Consider the following 15,018-nt stretch of genomic DNA (forward strand, 5'->3'; position numbering starts at 1 on the left):
GTGCGCACCACGCAACGCTGCCCGCCGGCGCGGTGTTTCAGGCCATGTCGCTGTTGCTGAATTCCTCGGCGAGGAAATCGATCAGCGTGCGCACCGAAGGCAGCAGGCCACGGCGCGACGGGAAGATCGCGTGGACGATGCCGCACTTGGGCCACCAGCCCGGCAGCAGCTCCACCAGCGTGCCGGCGGCGAGGTCTTCGCGCACCGCCACGCGCGGCACGTGGGCGATGCCGACGCCGGCGATCACGGCGTTGCGCAGGGCCAGCAGGTCATCGGTCACCATGCGCGGCTTGTGCGAGATCAGCAGGCGCTCGCCCTCCTCGTTGAACAGCTCCCACTGGTAGTCGCGCTGCATGCCGCCCCAGTGCAGGCTGGGCAACTGGCCAAAGCCCATGGGCGAACTGTCGCCGGCCATGCGCTCGAGGAAGTCCGGGCGGCCCACCAGGCACTGGGTACTGTTGCCCAGCACCTTCATCACCATGTCGGTGTTCTCCAGCGGCGGGAAGCGCACCCGCAGGGCGATGTCGAAGCCCTCGTGGAGCAGGTCGACGCGGCGGTTGGTGCTCTCGATGAACAACTCCACCAGCGGGTACTTGAGCATGTAGCGGGTGAGCATCGGCCCGACCCAGGAGTTGAGCAGCGTCGTCGGGCAGGCCAGCCGCACCAGTCCGCGCGGCTCGCTGCGGTTGCGCTCGATCACCTCGGACGCCCCTTCGGCCTCGATGCGCATGGCGACGCAACGCTGGTAGTACTCCTGGCCGATCTCGGTCAACGAACAATGCCGGCTGGTGCGGTGCAACAGTCGCACGCCCAGGCGCTCCTCCAGCTGCGCGATGCGCCGGCTGAGCTTGGACTTGGGAATGTCCAGCGCACGACCGGCCGCGGCAAAACCACCCTGCTCCACCACCTGGGTGAAGTAGTAGAGGGTGTTGAGGTCTTCCATGGATCGTTCTCCGCCTGGGACGCTGGGAAATCGGCGCAGCTTACCGCATTGCGCCCCACGAAAGCGCCGACGCCGGCCTGCAGGAGCGAGCTTGCTCGCGAACCCGCACAACGCCGGCCCTGCCGCCGATCACGGGCACGGCCCGTCGCGGCGGGCAGGCGCCCCGGTCAGTCCAGCGGCAGGCGGACGCAGAACTCCGCGCCCTGCCCCGGTTCGCTGCGCAGCTCGATGCGGCCGCCGTGGGCCTGGACGATCTGTTCGGAAATGAACAACCCCAGCCCCAGCCCGGCGACGCGGGCCGCGCCGGCGCCGCGTTCGAACTGCTGGAAGATGCGCTGCTGCTCTTCGGCGCTGACGCCCTCGCCATGGTCGCGCACGCAGAGCTGCGCCTGGCCCTCGTGCACCGCGACCGTCACCTCCACCGGCTGGCCGGGGCCGTAGCGCAGGGCGTTGCTGAGCAGGTTGCTGAGCACCTGCTCCAGGCGATAGGCATCCCAGACGCCCTCCACCACCTGCGGTGCGTTCAGGCTCAGGTCGCAGCCGGCGGCCTGGGCCTGCACGGCGAAATTCCCCATGACGCGGCGGGCGATGTCGGCGAGGTTGGCCGGCTCCGGGCGGATCGACAGCTTGCCGGTGCGGATGCGCGAGACGTCGAGCATGTCCTCGATCAGCCGGTTCAGCCCGGCGAGCTGGCGCTCGTCGCGCTCGAACAGCGCACCCAGGCGCTCCGGCGCGAAGTGCTCCAGCTTGCCCTTGGCCAGGTAGAGGCGGCGCAGCTGGGTATCGAGCATCAGGCCGTTGAGCGGCGTGCGCAGTTCGTGGGAGACGATGGACATGAAGTCGTCGCGCATCTTGACAGCGCGCTGCAGTTCCACCTGGGTTTCGCGCAGCTCGGCGAGCAACGCGTCCTGTTCGTGGTGCGCCTGCTCCAGGGCTTCGAGCTGCCGCGCGAGCACCTTGCGCTGGCGGTAGAGGTCGACGAAGACGTTCACCTTGCTGCGCACCGCGTGGTTGTCCAGCGGCTTGTAGAGGAAGTCCACGGCGCCGCTCTCGTAGCCCTTGAAGGCGTAGTTCAGCTCGCGGCCGGCGGCGGTGACGAAGACGATGGGAATGTTCTTGGTGCGCTCGGTGCCGCGCATCAGTTCGGCCAGGGCGAAGCCGTCCATGCCCGGCATCTGCACGTCGAGCAGCGCCAGGGCGAATTCGTGCTCCAGCAGCAGCGAGAGCGCCTCGTCCGCCGACGAGGCCTTGAACACTTCGCGTCCCTCGCCCTTGATCAGCGCCTCCAGCGCCAGGAGATTCTCCGGCAGGTCGTCGACGATCAGCAGTTTGCTTCCCTGGTTACGCAGCATGTCGGGTGCCCATTCGGGTCAGGAGCGCGTGGATTTCGCGCAAGGAAAGAATGTAGTCCGGGGCGTGCAATGCGATGGCCGCCTCCGGCATGGTGGCCACGGCGGCTTCGGCCGGGTCCTGGACGATGGAGAGCCCACCCTCGCGCTGGATGTGCGCCAGGCCCTGCGCGCCGTCCTGGTTGGCGCCGGTGAGGAGGATGCCGGCGAGCGTGTCACGGTACGCATCGGCCGCCGAGTCGAAGAGGATGTCGATCGACGGCCGGGAGAAATTCCGCGGCGCCTCGCGGCTCAGGGCGAAGGTGCGGTCCTGCTCGATGGACAGGTGGTAGCCGGCAGCGGCGAAATACAGCGTGCCCGGCTCCAGCGGCGCCTTGTCGCGCGCTTCCGCCACGGGAATCGACAGGCGCCGGGCGAACAGGTCCACCAACTGGCTGTCGTGGCTTTCCGGCAGGTGCAGCACGGCCACCAGCGGCAACGCGAAGTCGGCCGGGAGCCCGCCGAACAACCTGAACAGCGCGTCCACGCCGCCCGCGGAGGCGCCGATGACCACGGCCTGCACATCCCGCTGGGCGTTCATCGCTTGCGAAACACCCGTTCGCGGCGGTTGACCACCTCGAACTCGGAGGCGAAATCGGTGAATTCCAGGCTTTCCTTGCTGCCCAGGCCGAGGAAGCCGCGGTGGCACAGCGAGTCGTGGAACAGGCCGATGGCGCGGTTCTGCAGCGGGCGATTGAAGTAGATCAGCACGTTGCGGCAGGAGATCAGGTGCGTCTCGGAGAACACGCTGTCGGTGGCCAGGCTGTGGTCGGCAAAGGTCACGTTGGCGCGCAGCATCTTGTCGAACAGCGCGCCGTCGTAGGCGGCGGTGTAGTAGTCCGAGAGCGAGCCGTGGCCGCCGGCGGCGCGGTAGTTCGCGCTGGCCTGGGCCAGGTCGTCCACCGCGTAGATGCCGCGCTGGGCCTGCTCCAGCGAGCGCGGGTTGATGTCGGTGGCGTAGATCAGCGTGCGCTCCAGCAGGCCCTCCTCGTGCAGCAGGATGGCCAGCGAATGCACTTCCTCGCCGGTGCTGCAGCCGGCCACCCACAGGCGCAGCGACGGGTAGGTGCGCAGCACCGGCACCACTTCCTGGCGCAGCGCGAGGAAGTAGCTGGGGTCGCGGAACATCTCGCTCACCGAGATGGTGAGGTACTGCAGCAGCTCGTGGAAGGCGTGCGGGTCGTGCAGGATGCGCTCCTGCAGCGCCGAGATGCTGCGGCACTCGAACAGGTTGGTGGCGTGCAGCACGCGGCGCTTGAGCGAGGTGCCGGAGTAGTCGCGGAAGTCGTAGCTGTACTTGAGGTAGATCGCCTCGATGAGGAGGCGCAGCTCGATGTCCTGGCTGCGATCAGGCATGTCAGATGCGCTCCAGCTTCGGCAGCCAGACCCGGATCAGCGAGAACAGGCGGTCCAGGTCGATGGGCTTGGCCAGGTAGTCGTTGGCGCCGGCGCGCAGGCACAACTCGTGGTCGTCCTTCATCGCCTTGGCAGTCACCGCAAGTATGGGCAGTTTCTTCCAGCGCGGGTCCTGGCGGATCAGCCGGGTCGCTTCGTAGCCGTCCATTTCCGGCATCATCACGTCCATCAGCACCAGGTCGATGTCGCCGACCTCGGCGAGCTTCTCGATGGCTTCGCGGCCGTTGCGCGCCACTTCCATGCGGGCGCCCTTGTGCTCCAGGGCGCTGGTGAGGGCGAAGATGTTGCGCACGTCGTCGTCCACCAGCAGGATGCGCCGGTCCTCGAAGGCGCGGTCGCGGTTGCGCGAGGTGCGCAGCATGCGCTGGCGCTCGCTGGAGAGCTGCGACTCGACCTTGTGCAGGAACAGGGTCACCTCGTCCAGCAGCCGTTCCGGCGACCGCGCGCCCTTGATGATGATCGAGCGCGAGTACTTGAGCAGCTCGGCTTCCTCGTCGCGGGTCAGGTTGCGCCCGGTGTAGACGATCACCGGCGGGAAGGAGCAGATGTCCTCCTCGCCCATGCGCCGCAGCAGTTCGTTGCCCTGCATGTCCGGCAGCTTGAGGTCGATGATCATGCAGTCGTAGATGTTCTGGCGCAGCAGTTCCAGGGCCTGCTCGCCCTGCTCCACCGCGGTGATCTCGATGTCGTCGTCGCCGATCAGGCGCGAGACGCTGTCGCGTTGCAGCGGGTCGTCCTCCACCAGCAGGATGCGCTTGACCTCCTGGGTCAGCTTGGCCTCCAGCTTGCCGAACACCTCGCGCAGCTGCTCGCGGCTGGTGGGCTTGAGCGCATAGCCGATGGCGCCCAGGTGCAGCGCCGCTTCGCTGCGGTCTTCCACCGAGACCACGTGCACCGGCACGTGGCGCGTGCGCGGGTTGGCCTTCAGGCGCTGCAGCACGGCCAGGCCGGATTCGTCGGGCAGGTGCATGTCCAGCAGGATGGCATCGGGGCCGTGTTCGTCGGCCAGGCGCAGGCCTTCCTCGGCGCCCATCGCCACCAGGCAGCGGTAGCCCAGTTCATGGGCCAGGTCGTAGAGGATGCGGGCGAACTTGGGCTCGTCCTCCACCACCAGCACGCAGCGCTGGCCGATGTTGAGCTGGTCGCGGTCGTCGGCGAAGCTCGCCGCGGCCGGGGCCTGCACCGTCGGCGTGGCGACCGGCGCGGGTTGCGGGGCGACGATCGGCGCCGGCGTGCTGACCGCGTCGTCGCTGGCCGGCGCCTGGTAGTTGACCGGCAGCAGCAGGCTGAACACGCTGCCCTTGCCGGGCTCGCTGCTGACGATGATGTTGCCGCCCAGCAGGTGCGCGAGGTCGCGGGAAATGGACAGCCCCAGGCCGGTGCCGCCGTAGCGGCGATTGGTGGCGCCGTCGGCCTGCTGGAAGGCCTCGAAGATGCGCTGCAACTGGTCCTGCGCGATGCCGATGCCGCTGTCGCGCACGTCGAAGCGCAGGCCCTCGGGCGCGGTGCTCACGTGCAGGGACACCTCACCGGCGTCGGTGAACTTGAAGGCATTGGACAGCAGGTTCTTGAGGATCTGCTCGACCCGCTGGCGGTCGCTGTAGAGCATGCCGGGCGCATCGTCGGCGACGCTGACCACGAAGCTCAGGCCCTTGTCGTCGGCCTGCGGGCGGAACAGCCCTTCCACCGCCTCCACCAGGCGCCGCACGCTGGCGTTTTCCGGACGCACGTCCAGCTTGCCGGCCTCGACCTTGGAGATGTCGAGGATGTCGTTGATCAGGTTGAGCAGGTCGTTGCCGGCGGAATAGATCGACTCGGCGAACTTCACCTGCTCGTCGTCCAGGTTGCCGTGCTCGTTGTCCGCCAGCAGGCGCGCGAGGATCAGCGAGCTGTTGAGCGGCGTGCGCAGCTCGTGGGACATGTTGGCGAGGAACTCGGACTTGTAGCGGCTGGCGCGCTGCAGCTCGTCGGCGCGGCCCTGGAGTTCCAGGCGGGCCTGGTTCAGCTCGGTGTTCTTTCCGTCGAGGTCGTCGCGCTGCGCGGCCAGCTCCTGGGCCTGCTCGGCGAGGCGCTCGTTGGTCTGTTCCAGCTCCGCCTGCTGGGCTTCCAGGTGAGCCTGGGATTCCTTGAGCACGCGGGACTGTTCCTCCAGTTCCTCGTTGGCGGTCTTCAGCTCTTCCTGCTGCACCTGCAGCTCTTCGTTGAGCTGCTGGGTTTCCGCCAGCAGGTCCTGCAGGCGCTGGCGATGCTGGGCCGAGGCGATGGCGCTGCCGAGTGTCTCGGCGACGTTCTGCAGGAAGGCCTGGTCGCGCTCCTGAAGCGGGCGCAGGAAGCCCAGCTCCAGCACACCGACCACCCCGCCCTCGTTGAGCAGCGGCAGCAGCGCCACGCTCACCGGCTGGCCATTGCCCAGCGCCGAGTTGACCTTCAGGTAATCCGGCGGCAGGCCGTCGACCACGCGCAGCTTGCGCTGGCGGGCGGCCTGGGCGATCAGGCTCTCGTCGGGGGCGAAATGGCTGTCACCCGGCGCCTCGACGGTAAAGCCAAAGGTGCCGGACAGACGCAGGCCGCCCCGGTCGTCGCGGACATACAGCGCGCCCACCGGCGAGCCGACGAAATCGCCGAGGAAGTCCATCAGGCTGCGCCCCAGGGCGGCCATCGACGGCTGGCCGATCAGTTGCTCGCCGAGCCGGGTCTGGCCGTCCTGCAGCCAGGCCTGGCGCTCCAGGTGTTCGTTATGGCGTACCTGGCGGCGCAGGGATTCGGCGTAGGACTCGGACAGGCCGAGCAACTGCCGGCGACCGAAATACGCCAGCAACGCGCCCACCACGATGCTGAATACCAGGTAGAGGATGACGACGCCGGTGGAGAGGTTCGAGGCGAACTGGTTGCGGTCGTGGCGCAAATGCTGCTCGGTGTTGATCAGCGAGGCGTACTGCGCGCGGATCGCGTCCATCATGCTCTTGCCGCGCCCGGCCTTGATCGCGTCGGAGGTGTCCTGCCCCTGGCGGCGCTGCTCGATCATCTGCTGGGCGAAGGTCATCCATTCGTCCTGCATCGCGGTCAGGCGGCCCAGGCGCTCGACCTGCGGCGGGTTGTCCACGACCAGTTCGGCCAGGCTCTTGAGCCCGGCATTGATCCGCGGCCGCGCCTGTTCCAGCGGCTCGAGGAAGCGCGGATCGCCGGTGATCAAATAGCCGCGCAGGCCGCTCTCCTGGTCCACGCTCAGGCGCTGCATCTCGTTGGCGCTGGAGATCACCCGGTCGGTGTGCTCGACCCAGCCCAGCACGTTGAGCATGTACAGGATCAGGCCGATGAACAGCACGGCGCCGAGCAGGCAGATACCCAGCGGCAGCGCCATGTTGCGCGCGAGGATGCGGCGGAAGGCGCTTTCGTCGGCGATGGCTTTCTGGTTCATCTGCGGGTTCCCTGATGGACTTTCTTCCCTGGGTGCGAACAACCGGTATGACGGAGATTACGACGGAGGCCAGGTAAGTATTTGAAGTTATTGTACGAACGTTCTTAAAACTGCAGGGATAATAACGCGAAGCGTTGTAGGCTACACCTGAGTTGGCGAGTTGACCCGCACACCGCCGGGTGGTTCGAACTATTTGCCGGGCCGGCTGAAAGAAGTGGAATTTTCCCTCGCCGGGACTTTCCAACGCGTGATGTGGACTGAATGGGTAGCACGGTATGAAAGGATCGGACGCAAGGCCCGCTCCATGCCAGGTTCCGCGGGGATGACTCCCACCGTCACGGCGCCGGGCCAGGGCGACTTCCTCAACAGCAGCAGCGCCATGGCACCGCTGATCCGCCAGCACGACTGGGCGGCCACGCCGCTCGGCCCGATGGAAGCGTGGCCGGCCACGCTCAAGGGCATCCTCGAGGTGGGGCTGAACTCGCGCCTGCCGGTGTGCATCTACTGGGGCCCGGAATTCGTCCTGCTGTACAACGACGCCTGGAGCGCCATCCCCGGCGACAAGCACCCCGCCTGCCTGGGCCAGCCAGCGCGCATCGCCTGGTCGGACATCTGGTCGATCCTCGACCCCATGTACAACGGCATCCTGCAGACCGGCGTCGCCGCCCACGAGGAAGATCGCCTGCTGCCCATGGTGCGCTTCGGCTATGTGGAAGAAGCCTATTTCACCTACAACGTCAGCCCGATCTTCGGCCAGGACGGCAAGCCCATCGGCCTGTTCAACACCGCGGTGGAGACCACCGGCAACGTCATCCAGCAGCGCCGCCAGCGCCTGCTCACCCGGCTGGCCGAACGCATCGGCCAGGCCGACGACGGCGCGCAGATCTGCGCCGATGCCCTTGCCCTGCTGGCCGACGCCAGCATCGACGTGCCGTTCTGCCTGCTCTACCACGGCGGCACCCTGCTCGGCTCCTGCGGCACGGACGTCACCGACCGCTTCGCCCCGGCGCAGCTGACCCTCGACGACGACCCGCTGCACCTGTTCAACGGCCTGCAGCAGGCGCACCAGTCGCCGTTGGGCAGCCAGTACGCACGCGCCTTCGCCCCCTGGCCGGAGCTGCTCGACAGCACCTATGCCACGCCGCTGGAGGGCTATCCGGGCAGCCTCGCGGTGTTCGGCATCAGCCCGCGCCGGCGCCTGGACGACAGCTACGCGACCTTCTTCAACGAGCTGGCCGCCCTGCTCGGCCATGCCCTGGCCGCCGCCAGCCAGCGCGCCGAGGACCGCCGCTTCAAGGAAGCGGTGCAGGAAGAGGCGCGCCAGCGCACCCTGGAGCGCGACCGCGTCTGGGCCATGAGCCAGGACCTGCTCTGCGTGCTCGACCAGCAGGGCAGGCTGCGTAGCGTCAACCCGGCCTGGACCACCCTGCTGGGCTGGAGCGAAGCCCAGCTCACCGGGCGCAACAGCGAAGAGCTGGTGCACCCCGACGACCTCGCGCCGAGCATCGGCACCCGCGCCACCCTGGCCCGCGGCGAGCCCCTGCAGCACTTCCAGAACCGCATGCGGCATGCCGACGGCAGCTATCGCTGGATTTCCTGGCATGCCAGCGCGGACAACGGCCTGATCTATGGCTGCGGCCGCGACGTCACCGAGCAGCGCCGCGCCACCGAGCTGCTGGAGCAGGCGCAATCGGCCCTGGCCAATGCCCAGCGCATGGAGGCCGTCGGCCAGCTCACCGGCGGCATCGCCCACGACTTCAACAACCTGCTGGCGAGCATCCGCTTCAGCCTCGACCTGATCACCCGCCGCGCGCAGGCCAACGCCCAGCCGGAGCTCAACCACATCCTGCACGCTGCCACCCAGGCCACCGAGCGCGCCGCCGAGCTGACCCACAACCTGCTCGCCTTCGCCCGCCGCCAGGCCCTGGCCATGCACCCGGTGGAGCTGGGCCGGCTACTGCGCGACTGGCTGCCCGAACTGACCGAGCGCGCCGGCGCCCGCGTGCGCCTGACCCTGGCCTGCGAAACCAGCGACACCGTGCTGAGCGACCGCGAGCAGTTGCACAAGGTGCTGCAACACCTGGTGGACAACGCCCGCGACGCGATGCCCGGCGGCGGCACCCTGCAGATCAGCCTGCGACGCCAGGAAATCATCGGCGGCGACAGCGACCTGCCGGCCGGCGATTACCTCGCCCTGGCCGTGCAGGACGACGGCCTGGGCATGAGCGAATCGATCCTCACCCACGTCTTCGACCCCTTTTTCACCACCAAGGGCATCGGCCCCAACAGCGGGCTGGGCCTGTCGATGGTCTACGGCTTCATCAAGCAATCCGGCGGGCACATCCGCCTGCGCAGCGAGCCCGGCCAGGGCACCTGCGTCACACTCTATATCCCGAGAGGCAACTCAGTGGTCAGCATTCCCGACATTCCCGTCACCCCCAACGAACCGGCCAACCAGCAGCTGTGCGTCCTCGTCGTCGAGGATAACGACCTGGTGCGCATGCTGACCGTGGAAGTGCTGGAGGAGATCGGCTATCAGGTCCTGCAGGCCGAGGACGCCGAGGAGGCGCTGCCGATCCTGCAGGGCGACACCGCCATCGACCTGCTGCTGACCGACGTCGGCCTGCCCGGCATAAACGGCGAGGAGCTGGCCGCCGCCGCGCGGCAGGCGCGGCCCGAGCTGCCGATCCTGTTCGCCACCGGGTTCGCCGAGATCGTCCATATCGACGGCAGCGAACTGGCCACGCGCATGTCGATGATCGCCAAGCCGTTCTCCATCGACGCCCTGCGCGACAAGGTCAACGACATGCTGGGGCGCAAGGACGGCTGATCGCTATCCCTGGCTCAGCAACAGGCTCAGCGCCGCGCGCAGCTTGCCGGGCTTGAGCGGCTTGTTCAGCAGCGGCATGCCCAGCCGCTGCAGGGCGCGGCGGCAATCGTCGCTGCGGTCGGCGGTGATCATCACCGCCGGCAACTCGCGGCGGAAATACTCGCGCAGCCCGCGCACCGCATCGCAGCCGGTACGCCCATGGTCGAGGTGGTAGTCGGCCAGGATCACCTCCGGCGCCTTGCCATCGAGCACCTTCAGCGCGTCATCGATATTCGTCGCCAGCAGCACCTCGCAACCCCACTGCCCTAGCAACGCGGCCATGCTGGCGAGGATCGCCTGCTCGTTGTCGATGACCAGCAGGCGCCGCCCCGGCAGCGGGTCGCCGGTGACCGGGCGCGGGCCGCTGTCGACCGGGCCGGCAGGCGGCAGGTCGCGCACCAGCGGCGCCTCGATGGCGAACACCGAACCGCGCCCCGGCACCGAGCGCACCTGCACCCGGCAACCGAGAATGCCGGCGATGCGGTCGACGATCGCCAATCCCAGCCCGACGCCGCGCCGCTCCGCCGCCCGGCCAACCTCCAGCTGGTTGAATTCGAGGAAGATCGCCTGTAGCTGGTCAGCCGGAATCCCACGGCCGGTATCCCACACCTCCAGGCGCACACTGTCGGCGCGCCGGCGGGCGGCGAGCAGCACGCTGCCGCGCTCGGTGTAGCGGCAGGCATTGCTGAGGAAGTTGCGCAGGATGCGCGTCAGCAGGCGGTGATCGGTGCGCAGCGCCAGCGGTGGAATCCGCGCACGCAGGCGCAGCCCCGCGGCGCGGGCCACCTCGTCGAACTCCGAGACCAGCGGGCCGAGCAGTTCGTCCAGGGTATACACGTCCAGGTCGGGGCGAATCGCGCTCTGGTCCAGGCGGCCGATTTCCAGCAGGTCGGTGAGCAGGTCCTCGGCGCCTTCCAGGGCCTGGTGCGTGCGCTCCACCAGCACCTGCTCGGCGCTCGGCAGGGAGCGTTCGCGCAGGGTGGAAACCAGCAGCCGCGCGGCGTTCAGCGGTTGCAGCAGGTCGTGGCTGGCGGCGGCCAGGTACTTGTCCTTGCTCTGGTTGGCGGCCTCGGCGGCGTCGCGCGCCTCGCGCAGCTGCTGGTTCAGCCCTTCCAGTTCACGGGTGCGCTCGGCGACGCGCTGCTCCAGTTCCTCGTTGAGGCTCTGCAGGCGCTGCTGGGCCTGGACGCGCTCGGTGATGTCGGCGACGAAGCCTTCCACCAGGCCGTCTTCGCCGGGCTTGATCAGCAGGTTCATCAGGACGATCACATGGCTGCCGTCGCGGCGGCGCAGGCGCGTCTCGTAGCCGAACAGGCCGTCGCGCTCGCGCAGCAAGGCCCGGATGCGACGCATCTCCGCCTCGCCGCCGACGAACAGCTGGCTGGCCATGTCCTGCAGGTTCCACAGCACCTCTTGCGGGTCGTCATAGCCGAGCATCCGCGCCAGCGCCGGGTTGGCGGCGCGCAGGCCCTGGCTCAGGCTGGCCTGGAAGATGCCGTGGACGGCGTGCTCGAACAGCCACTTGTAGCGGTTGCGCTCGGCCTCCAGCTCGTCCAGCCGCGCCACCAGCTCGGGGTAGTGGCTCTTGCGCGCGGAATGGCTGCCCAGCCCCAGCAGCCCGGCCAGGGCCTGTTGCTGCTGCTCGTCAGAGGGCCTCGCCATACACCACCTCGACGTCGCGCTGGCTGGACTCGCGGGGGTTGGTGAGGATGCACGGGTCCTGCATCGCATGGCGCGAGAGGAACGGAATGTCCGAGCTGCCCACGCCGTGCAGGCCGAGGCTTTCATGGAAGCCCACGGCGTTCTTCAGGGCGATCAGGTGCTCCACCAGGCGCTGGCGGATCTGCGCATGGTTCAGGCCACGGCAGTCGATGCCGAAGGTCTCGGCGATCACCTTGAAACGCTCGGGCGCGGCGCTGTAGTTGAACGCCACCACGTGCTCCACCAGCACGGCGTTGCACAGGCCGTGCGGCAGGTCGAGGTAGCCGCCCAGGCTGTGGGACATGGCATGCACCGCGCCGAGGATCGCGTTGGAGAACGCCAGCCCCGCCTGCATGCTGCCCAGCATGATCTTCTCGCGCAGAGCGATGTCCGCCGGGTTGGCGATCATCTGCACCAGGTTGCCGTTGATCAGCCGCATGGCCTCCAGCGCGTGGGGGTCGGTGAGCGGGCCGTGGCCGGTGGAGACGAACGCCTCGATGGCATGCACCAGCGCGTCGATGCCGGTGCAGGCAGAGAGGAACGGGTCCATGGTCAGGGTGGTTTCCGGGTCGATCAGCGACACGTCGGGCACCACCGCCTTGCTGACGATGGAGAACTTCATCCGCTCGTCCTGGTTGGAGATGATCACGAACTGCGACACATCCGCCGAGGTGCCGGCGGTGGTGGGGATCAGGATCAGCGGCGGGCTGGGCACGCGCAAGGTGTCCACGCCCTCGAATTCGAGGATGTTGCGGCCGTGGGCGGCGACGATGCCGATACCCTTGGCGCAGTCCATGGGGCTGCCGCCGCCCACCGCGACGATCACGTTGCAGCCCTCGCTGCGGTAGACGTCGGCGCCGCGCATGACTTCTTCCACGCGCGGGTTGGGCGAGACATCGGTGTAACGGCAGAAGGAAATGTCCTGGGCGGCCAGGCTGACTTCGATGTCGGCGACCCAGCCGGCGGCGACGACGCCGGGGTCCGACACCACCAGCACCTTGCGGGCGCCGAAGGTCTTCACGTAATTGGCGACATTGTGCCGGCATCCGGCACCGAAAATGATCTCTGGCGAGACGAATTTGCGCAGCTGGCTGAGCTCGTGGGACATCGGGGGCTCTGTCGTTATTGTTATGGGATGTTTCCGGGAGCCTACTGCATCCGTCAGCTATTGCAATGCGACCTTGGCAGACGGTTCTGACAGACGCCTACCCGCTGTCAGTGCGCCAGCAACGCCTGGTAGAAGCGCCATTCGGCTTCCAGGGCGTGGGCCAGGTTGCCCGCCTGGCGGAAGCCGTGGCGCTCCCCGGCGTAGCGGTGCACCTCCACCGGCACGCCGCGCTGGCGCAGGGACTCGACCATGGCGTCGGTCTGCGCCGGCACCACCACGGCGTCCAGCTCGCCCTGGAAGAAGATCACCGGCGCACGGATGTGCCCGGCCAGCAGCACCGGCGTGCGCTCGCGGTAGCGCTCGGCGTCGTCGTGCGGGTCACCGATCAGCCAGTCGAGGTAATCGGCCTCGAACTTGTGGGTGGCCCGCGCCAGTGCCTGCGGGTCGCTCACCCCGTAAAGGCTGGCGCCGCCGCGCAGGCCCGGCAGCCGCGCCAGGGCCATCAGCGCGCTGTAGCCGCCGGCACTGGCGCCGCGTACGAACACCCGCTGGCGGTCGATGCGGCCGGCCTTGGCGAGATAGTCCAGCGCCGCGCCGATGTCCTCCACCTCCACCTGGCCCCAGCCCAGGTACAGGCGCTCGCGGTAGGCGCGGCCGTAGCCGCTGCTGCCGCGGTAGTTGAGGTCGGCCACGGCGAAGCCCCGCCGCGTCCAGAACTGGACGCGGCCGTCGAACACCGGGTAGCTGGCCGAGGTCGGCCCGCCGTGCAGGAACACCACCAGTGGCGGCGCGGGCTCGCCGCCGAACGGCGGGTAGAAGAAGCCGTGCCCGCCTTCGTCCGCGCCCACGGGATAGCGGAACGCCTCGCCGCGGGACAGCTCGGCCTCCGGCAGGGGCCGCTCGCCGCCGGCCAACACCTGGGTAACGCCATCCACCCGGCGGATCGCCAGTAAGGTGGGCAAGCGGTCCGGCGCGGCGGCGATGCAATAGAAGTTTCGCTCATCCGCCGCCAGCGCGCGGAAGCGGCTGTACGCCGGCGCCAGCCGAAGTTCGCCGCCGCGTCCGTCATACAACACCAGCAAGCCATGGCCCGCTTCGTAGCGCGTCGCCAGCAGCTGACCGCCCGGTAGCGGGAGAAAGGTGCGCCCACCCAGTTGCCAGGGCGCACTGGCATGGTCGGCGGCAGCACAGGGCAAGGCACCGAATATTTCATGGTACGGCTGCCAGTAACCGTCACGGTCGCTCAGCCAGTGCAGGCGACCGTCCTCGGCGAAGCGCGGCTGCTGGATGGATTCGTGGCTGGCCTGGCCGGCCAGGCAGCGCTGCTCGCCGGCAAAGGATTCGCACAGGCGGGTGCGCGTCCAGGGCTGGTGCGGGCGGTCCCATTCCACCCAGGCGATGCGCTCGGCGCGGGCGTCCGCCACCGGCGAGGCGTAGAAGTCCGCGCCGGCGGCAATCACCCGGCGCCGGCCATCGGCATCCAGGCGGACGATACGGTGAACCGCCCCGCCGCTGCCGTTCTGCTCTTCCACCGCCAGCAGGGCATTCCACGCTGGCACGTAGTGCAGGTCGCCGTAGCGGCAGTCGTCGCGGTGGGTAATGGGCCGGGGTGAGCCGCCCAGGCGCAGCCAGTGCACCTGCTGGTCGCCCTCTTCCACCCAGGCCACACCGTCGGCGGTGGCGCAGCAGGCGCCGCCGCCGTACTCGTAGACGCGGCTGCGCACCGAGGCGCCGGGCGGCGTCAGCTCGACGCTCTGCCCGTCACGACGCAGGAACAGCCGGCAGCGCGCGCTGGCCGGGTCGAACGCCGCCCAGAGCAATCCGCCGTGGGCCACGTGCAGCTCGGCGAAATCCCCGGCGGCGGCTACCGCGCGTTCGGCGCTCCAGTCGCTGCAGTCCATCTCAGGCCTTGCAGATCAGTTGCGAGGCCCGCTCGTTGCGCAGGGTCAGTGCGCTGAGCGGCGCGGCCGCCGTTTCCGCCTCGCGGCGGGCGTCGAGGATGATGCCGTGGTGGGCGGACTTGGCGCACACCGGGTCGGTGGCCTCGGCGTCGCCGGTGAGCAGGAAGGCCTGGCAACGGCAACCGCCGAAGTCGCGCTCCTTCTCATCGCAGGAGCGGCACGGTTCGGGCATCCAGGCGTCGCCGCGGAAGCGGTTGAAGCCGAAGGATTCGTA

Annotated in this window: 9 protein-coding genes and 1 pseudogene; 1 reads left to right on the forward strand and 9 read right to left on the reverse strand. The window is 68.7% G+C overall.

Going from position 1 to position 15,018, the window contains the following annotated elements; genetic code table 11:
- Positions 1–37: 37 nt before the first annotated feature.
- The 5 genes from ACNFIA_RS19835 to ACNFIA_RS19855 all read right to left on the reverse strand — a co-directional run bounded on the left by ACNFIA_RS19835 (position 38) and on the right by ACNFIA_RS19855 (position 7,165).
- Entirely contained in the window at positions 38–943 is a 906-nt protein-coding gene (locus ACNFIA_RS19835) for a LysR substrate-binding domain-containing protein (protein WP_416787981.1), read from the reverse strand.
- 167 nt (positions 944–1,110) lie between these two features.
- Positions 1,111–2,295 carry a hybrid sensor histidine kinase/response regulator gene (locus tag ACNFIA_RS19840; protein ID WP_259754701.1) on the reverse strand — a complete coding sequence of 395 codons (1,185 nt, stop codon included), beginning with the start codon at positions 2,293–2,295 and terminating at the stop codon, positions 1,111–1,113.
- On the reverse strand, positions 2,285–2,872 hold the full coding sequence (locus ACNFIA_RS19845) for a chemotaxis protein CheB (protein ID WP_416787983.1): 588 nt from the start codon (positions 2,870–2,872) through the stop codon (positions 2,285–2,287). The genes ACNFIA_RS19840 and ACNFIA_RS19845 overlap by 11 nt, the downstream gene beginning before the upstream one ends.
- Entirely contained in the window at positions 2,869–3,687 is an 819-nt protein-coding gene (locus ACNFIA_RS19850) for a CheR family methyltransferase (RefSeq protein WP_259754698.1), read from the reverse strand. The genes ACNFIA_RS19845 and ACNFIA_RS19850 overlap by 4 nt, the downstream gene beginning before the upstream one ends.
- Position 3,688: 1 nt before the next feature.
- Positions 3,689–7,165, reverse strand: a complete 3,477-nt coding sequence (locus ACNFIA_RS19855) for a response regulator (RefSeq protein ID WP_416787988.1) — start codon at positions 7,163–7,165, stop codon at positions 3,689–3,691.
- A gap of 322 nt (positions 7,166–7,487) precedes the next feature.
- On the opposite strand from ACNFIA_RS19855, the gene ACNFIA_RS19860 reads away from it, so the two are divergent.
- Positions 7,488–9,995: an ATP-binding protein gene (locus tag ACNFIA_RS19860; RefSeq protein WP_416787990.1), complete on the forward strand. Its 2,508-nt coding sequence runs from the start codon at positions 7,488–7,490 to the stop codon at positions 9,993–9,995.
- A gap of 3 nt (positions 9,996–9,998) precedes the next feature.
- Here ACNFIA_RS19860 and ACNFIA_RS19865 read toward each other — a convergent pair whose 3' ends face one another.
- From ACNFIA_RS19865 to ACNFIA_RS19880, 4 genes and pseudogenes are all read right to left on the reverse strand, one after another.
- Positions 9,999–11,696, reverse strand: coding sequence for a NahK/ErcS family hybrid sensor histidine kinase/response regulator (locus tag ACNFIA_RS19865; RefSeq protein WP_416787992.1), 1,698 nt, complete (start codon positions 11,694–11,696; stop codon positions 9,999–10,001).
- Entirely contained in the window at positions 11,680–12,843 is a 1,164-nt protein-coding gene (ercA, locus tag ACNFIA_RS19870; protein ID WP_416787995.1) for an alcohol dehydrogenase-like regulatory protein ErcA, read from the reverse strand. Before ercA ends, ACNFIA_RS19865 begins: the two co-directional genes overlap by 17 nt.
- Positions 12,844–12,950: 107 nt before the next feature.
- Positions 12,951–14,744: an alpha/beta hydrolase family protein gene (locus tag ACNFIA_RS19875; RefSeq protein WP_416787998.1), complete on the reverse strand. Its 1,794-nt coding sequence runs from the start codon at positions 14,742–14,744 to the stop codon at positions 12,951–12,953.
- 1 nt (position 14,745) lies between these two features.
- Positions 14,746–15,018 (reverse strand): annotated as a pseudogene (locus ACNFIA_RS19880) (pyrroloquinoline quinone biosynthesis protein PqqE); the annotation flags it as partial.

Origin of the sequence: Pseudomonas sp. NY15437 (genome assembly GCF_048068435.1) — a bacterium.
GTDB lineage: Bacteria > Pseudomonadota > Gammaproteobacteria > Pseudomonadales > Pseudomonadaceae > Pseudomonas > Pseudomonas nitroreducens_B.

What these genes read in the sequence shown, in the direction of transcription:
- ACNFIA_RS19855 (WP_416787988.1), bottom strand. Translation starts at nt 7,165, where the DNA reads ATGAACCAGAAAGCCATCGCCGACGAAAGCGCCTTCCGCCGCATCCTC.
- ACNFIA_RS19865 (WP_416787992.1), bottom strand. Translation starts at nt 11,696, where the DNA reads ATGGCGAGGCCCTCTGACGAGCAGCAGCAACAGGCCCTGGCCGGGCTG.
- ACNFIA_RS19875 (WP_416787998.1), bottom strand. Translation starts at nt 14,744, where the DNA reads ATGGACTGCAGCGACTGGAGCGCCGAACGCGCGGTAGCCGCCGCCGGG.
- ACNFIA_RS19860 (WP_416787990.1), top strand. Translation starts at nt 7,488, where the DNA reads ATGACTCCCACCGTCACGGCGCCGGGCCAGGGCGACTTCCTCAACAGC.
- ACNFIA_RS19835 (WP_416787981.1), bottom strand. Translation starts at nt 943, where the DNA reads ATGGAAGACCTCAACACCCTCTACTACTTCACCCAGGTGGTGGAGCAG.
- ACNFIA_RS19850 (WP_259754698.1), bottom strand. Translation starts at nt 3,687, where the DNA reads ATGCCTGATCGCAGCCAGGACATCGAGCTGCGCCTCCTCATCGAGGCG.
- ercA (WP_416787995.1), bottom strand. Translation starts at nt 12,843, where the DNA reads ATGTCCCACGAGCTCAGCCAGCTGCGCAAATTCGTCTCGCCAGAGATC.
- ACNFIA_RS19845 (WP_416787983.1), bottom strand. Translation starts at nt 2,872, where the DNA reads ATGAACGCCCAGCGGGATGTGCAGGCCGTGGTCATCGGCGCCTCCGCG.
- ACNFIA_RS19840 (WP_259754701.1), bottom strand. Translation starts at nt 2,295, where the DNA reads ATGCTGCGTAACCAGGGAAGCAAACTGCTGATCGTCGACGACCTGCCG.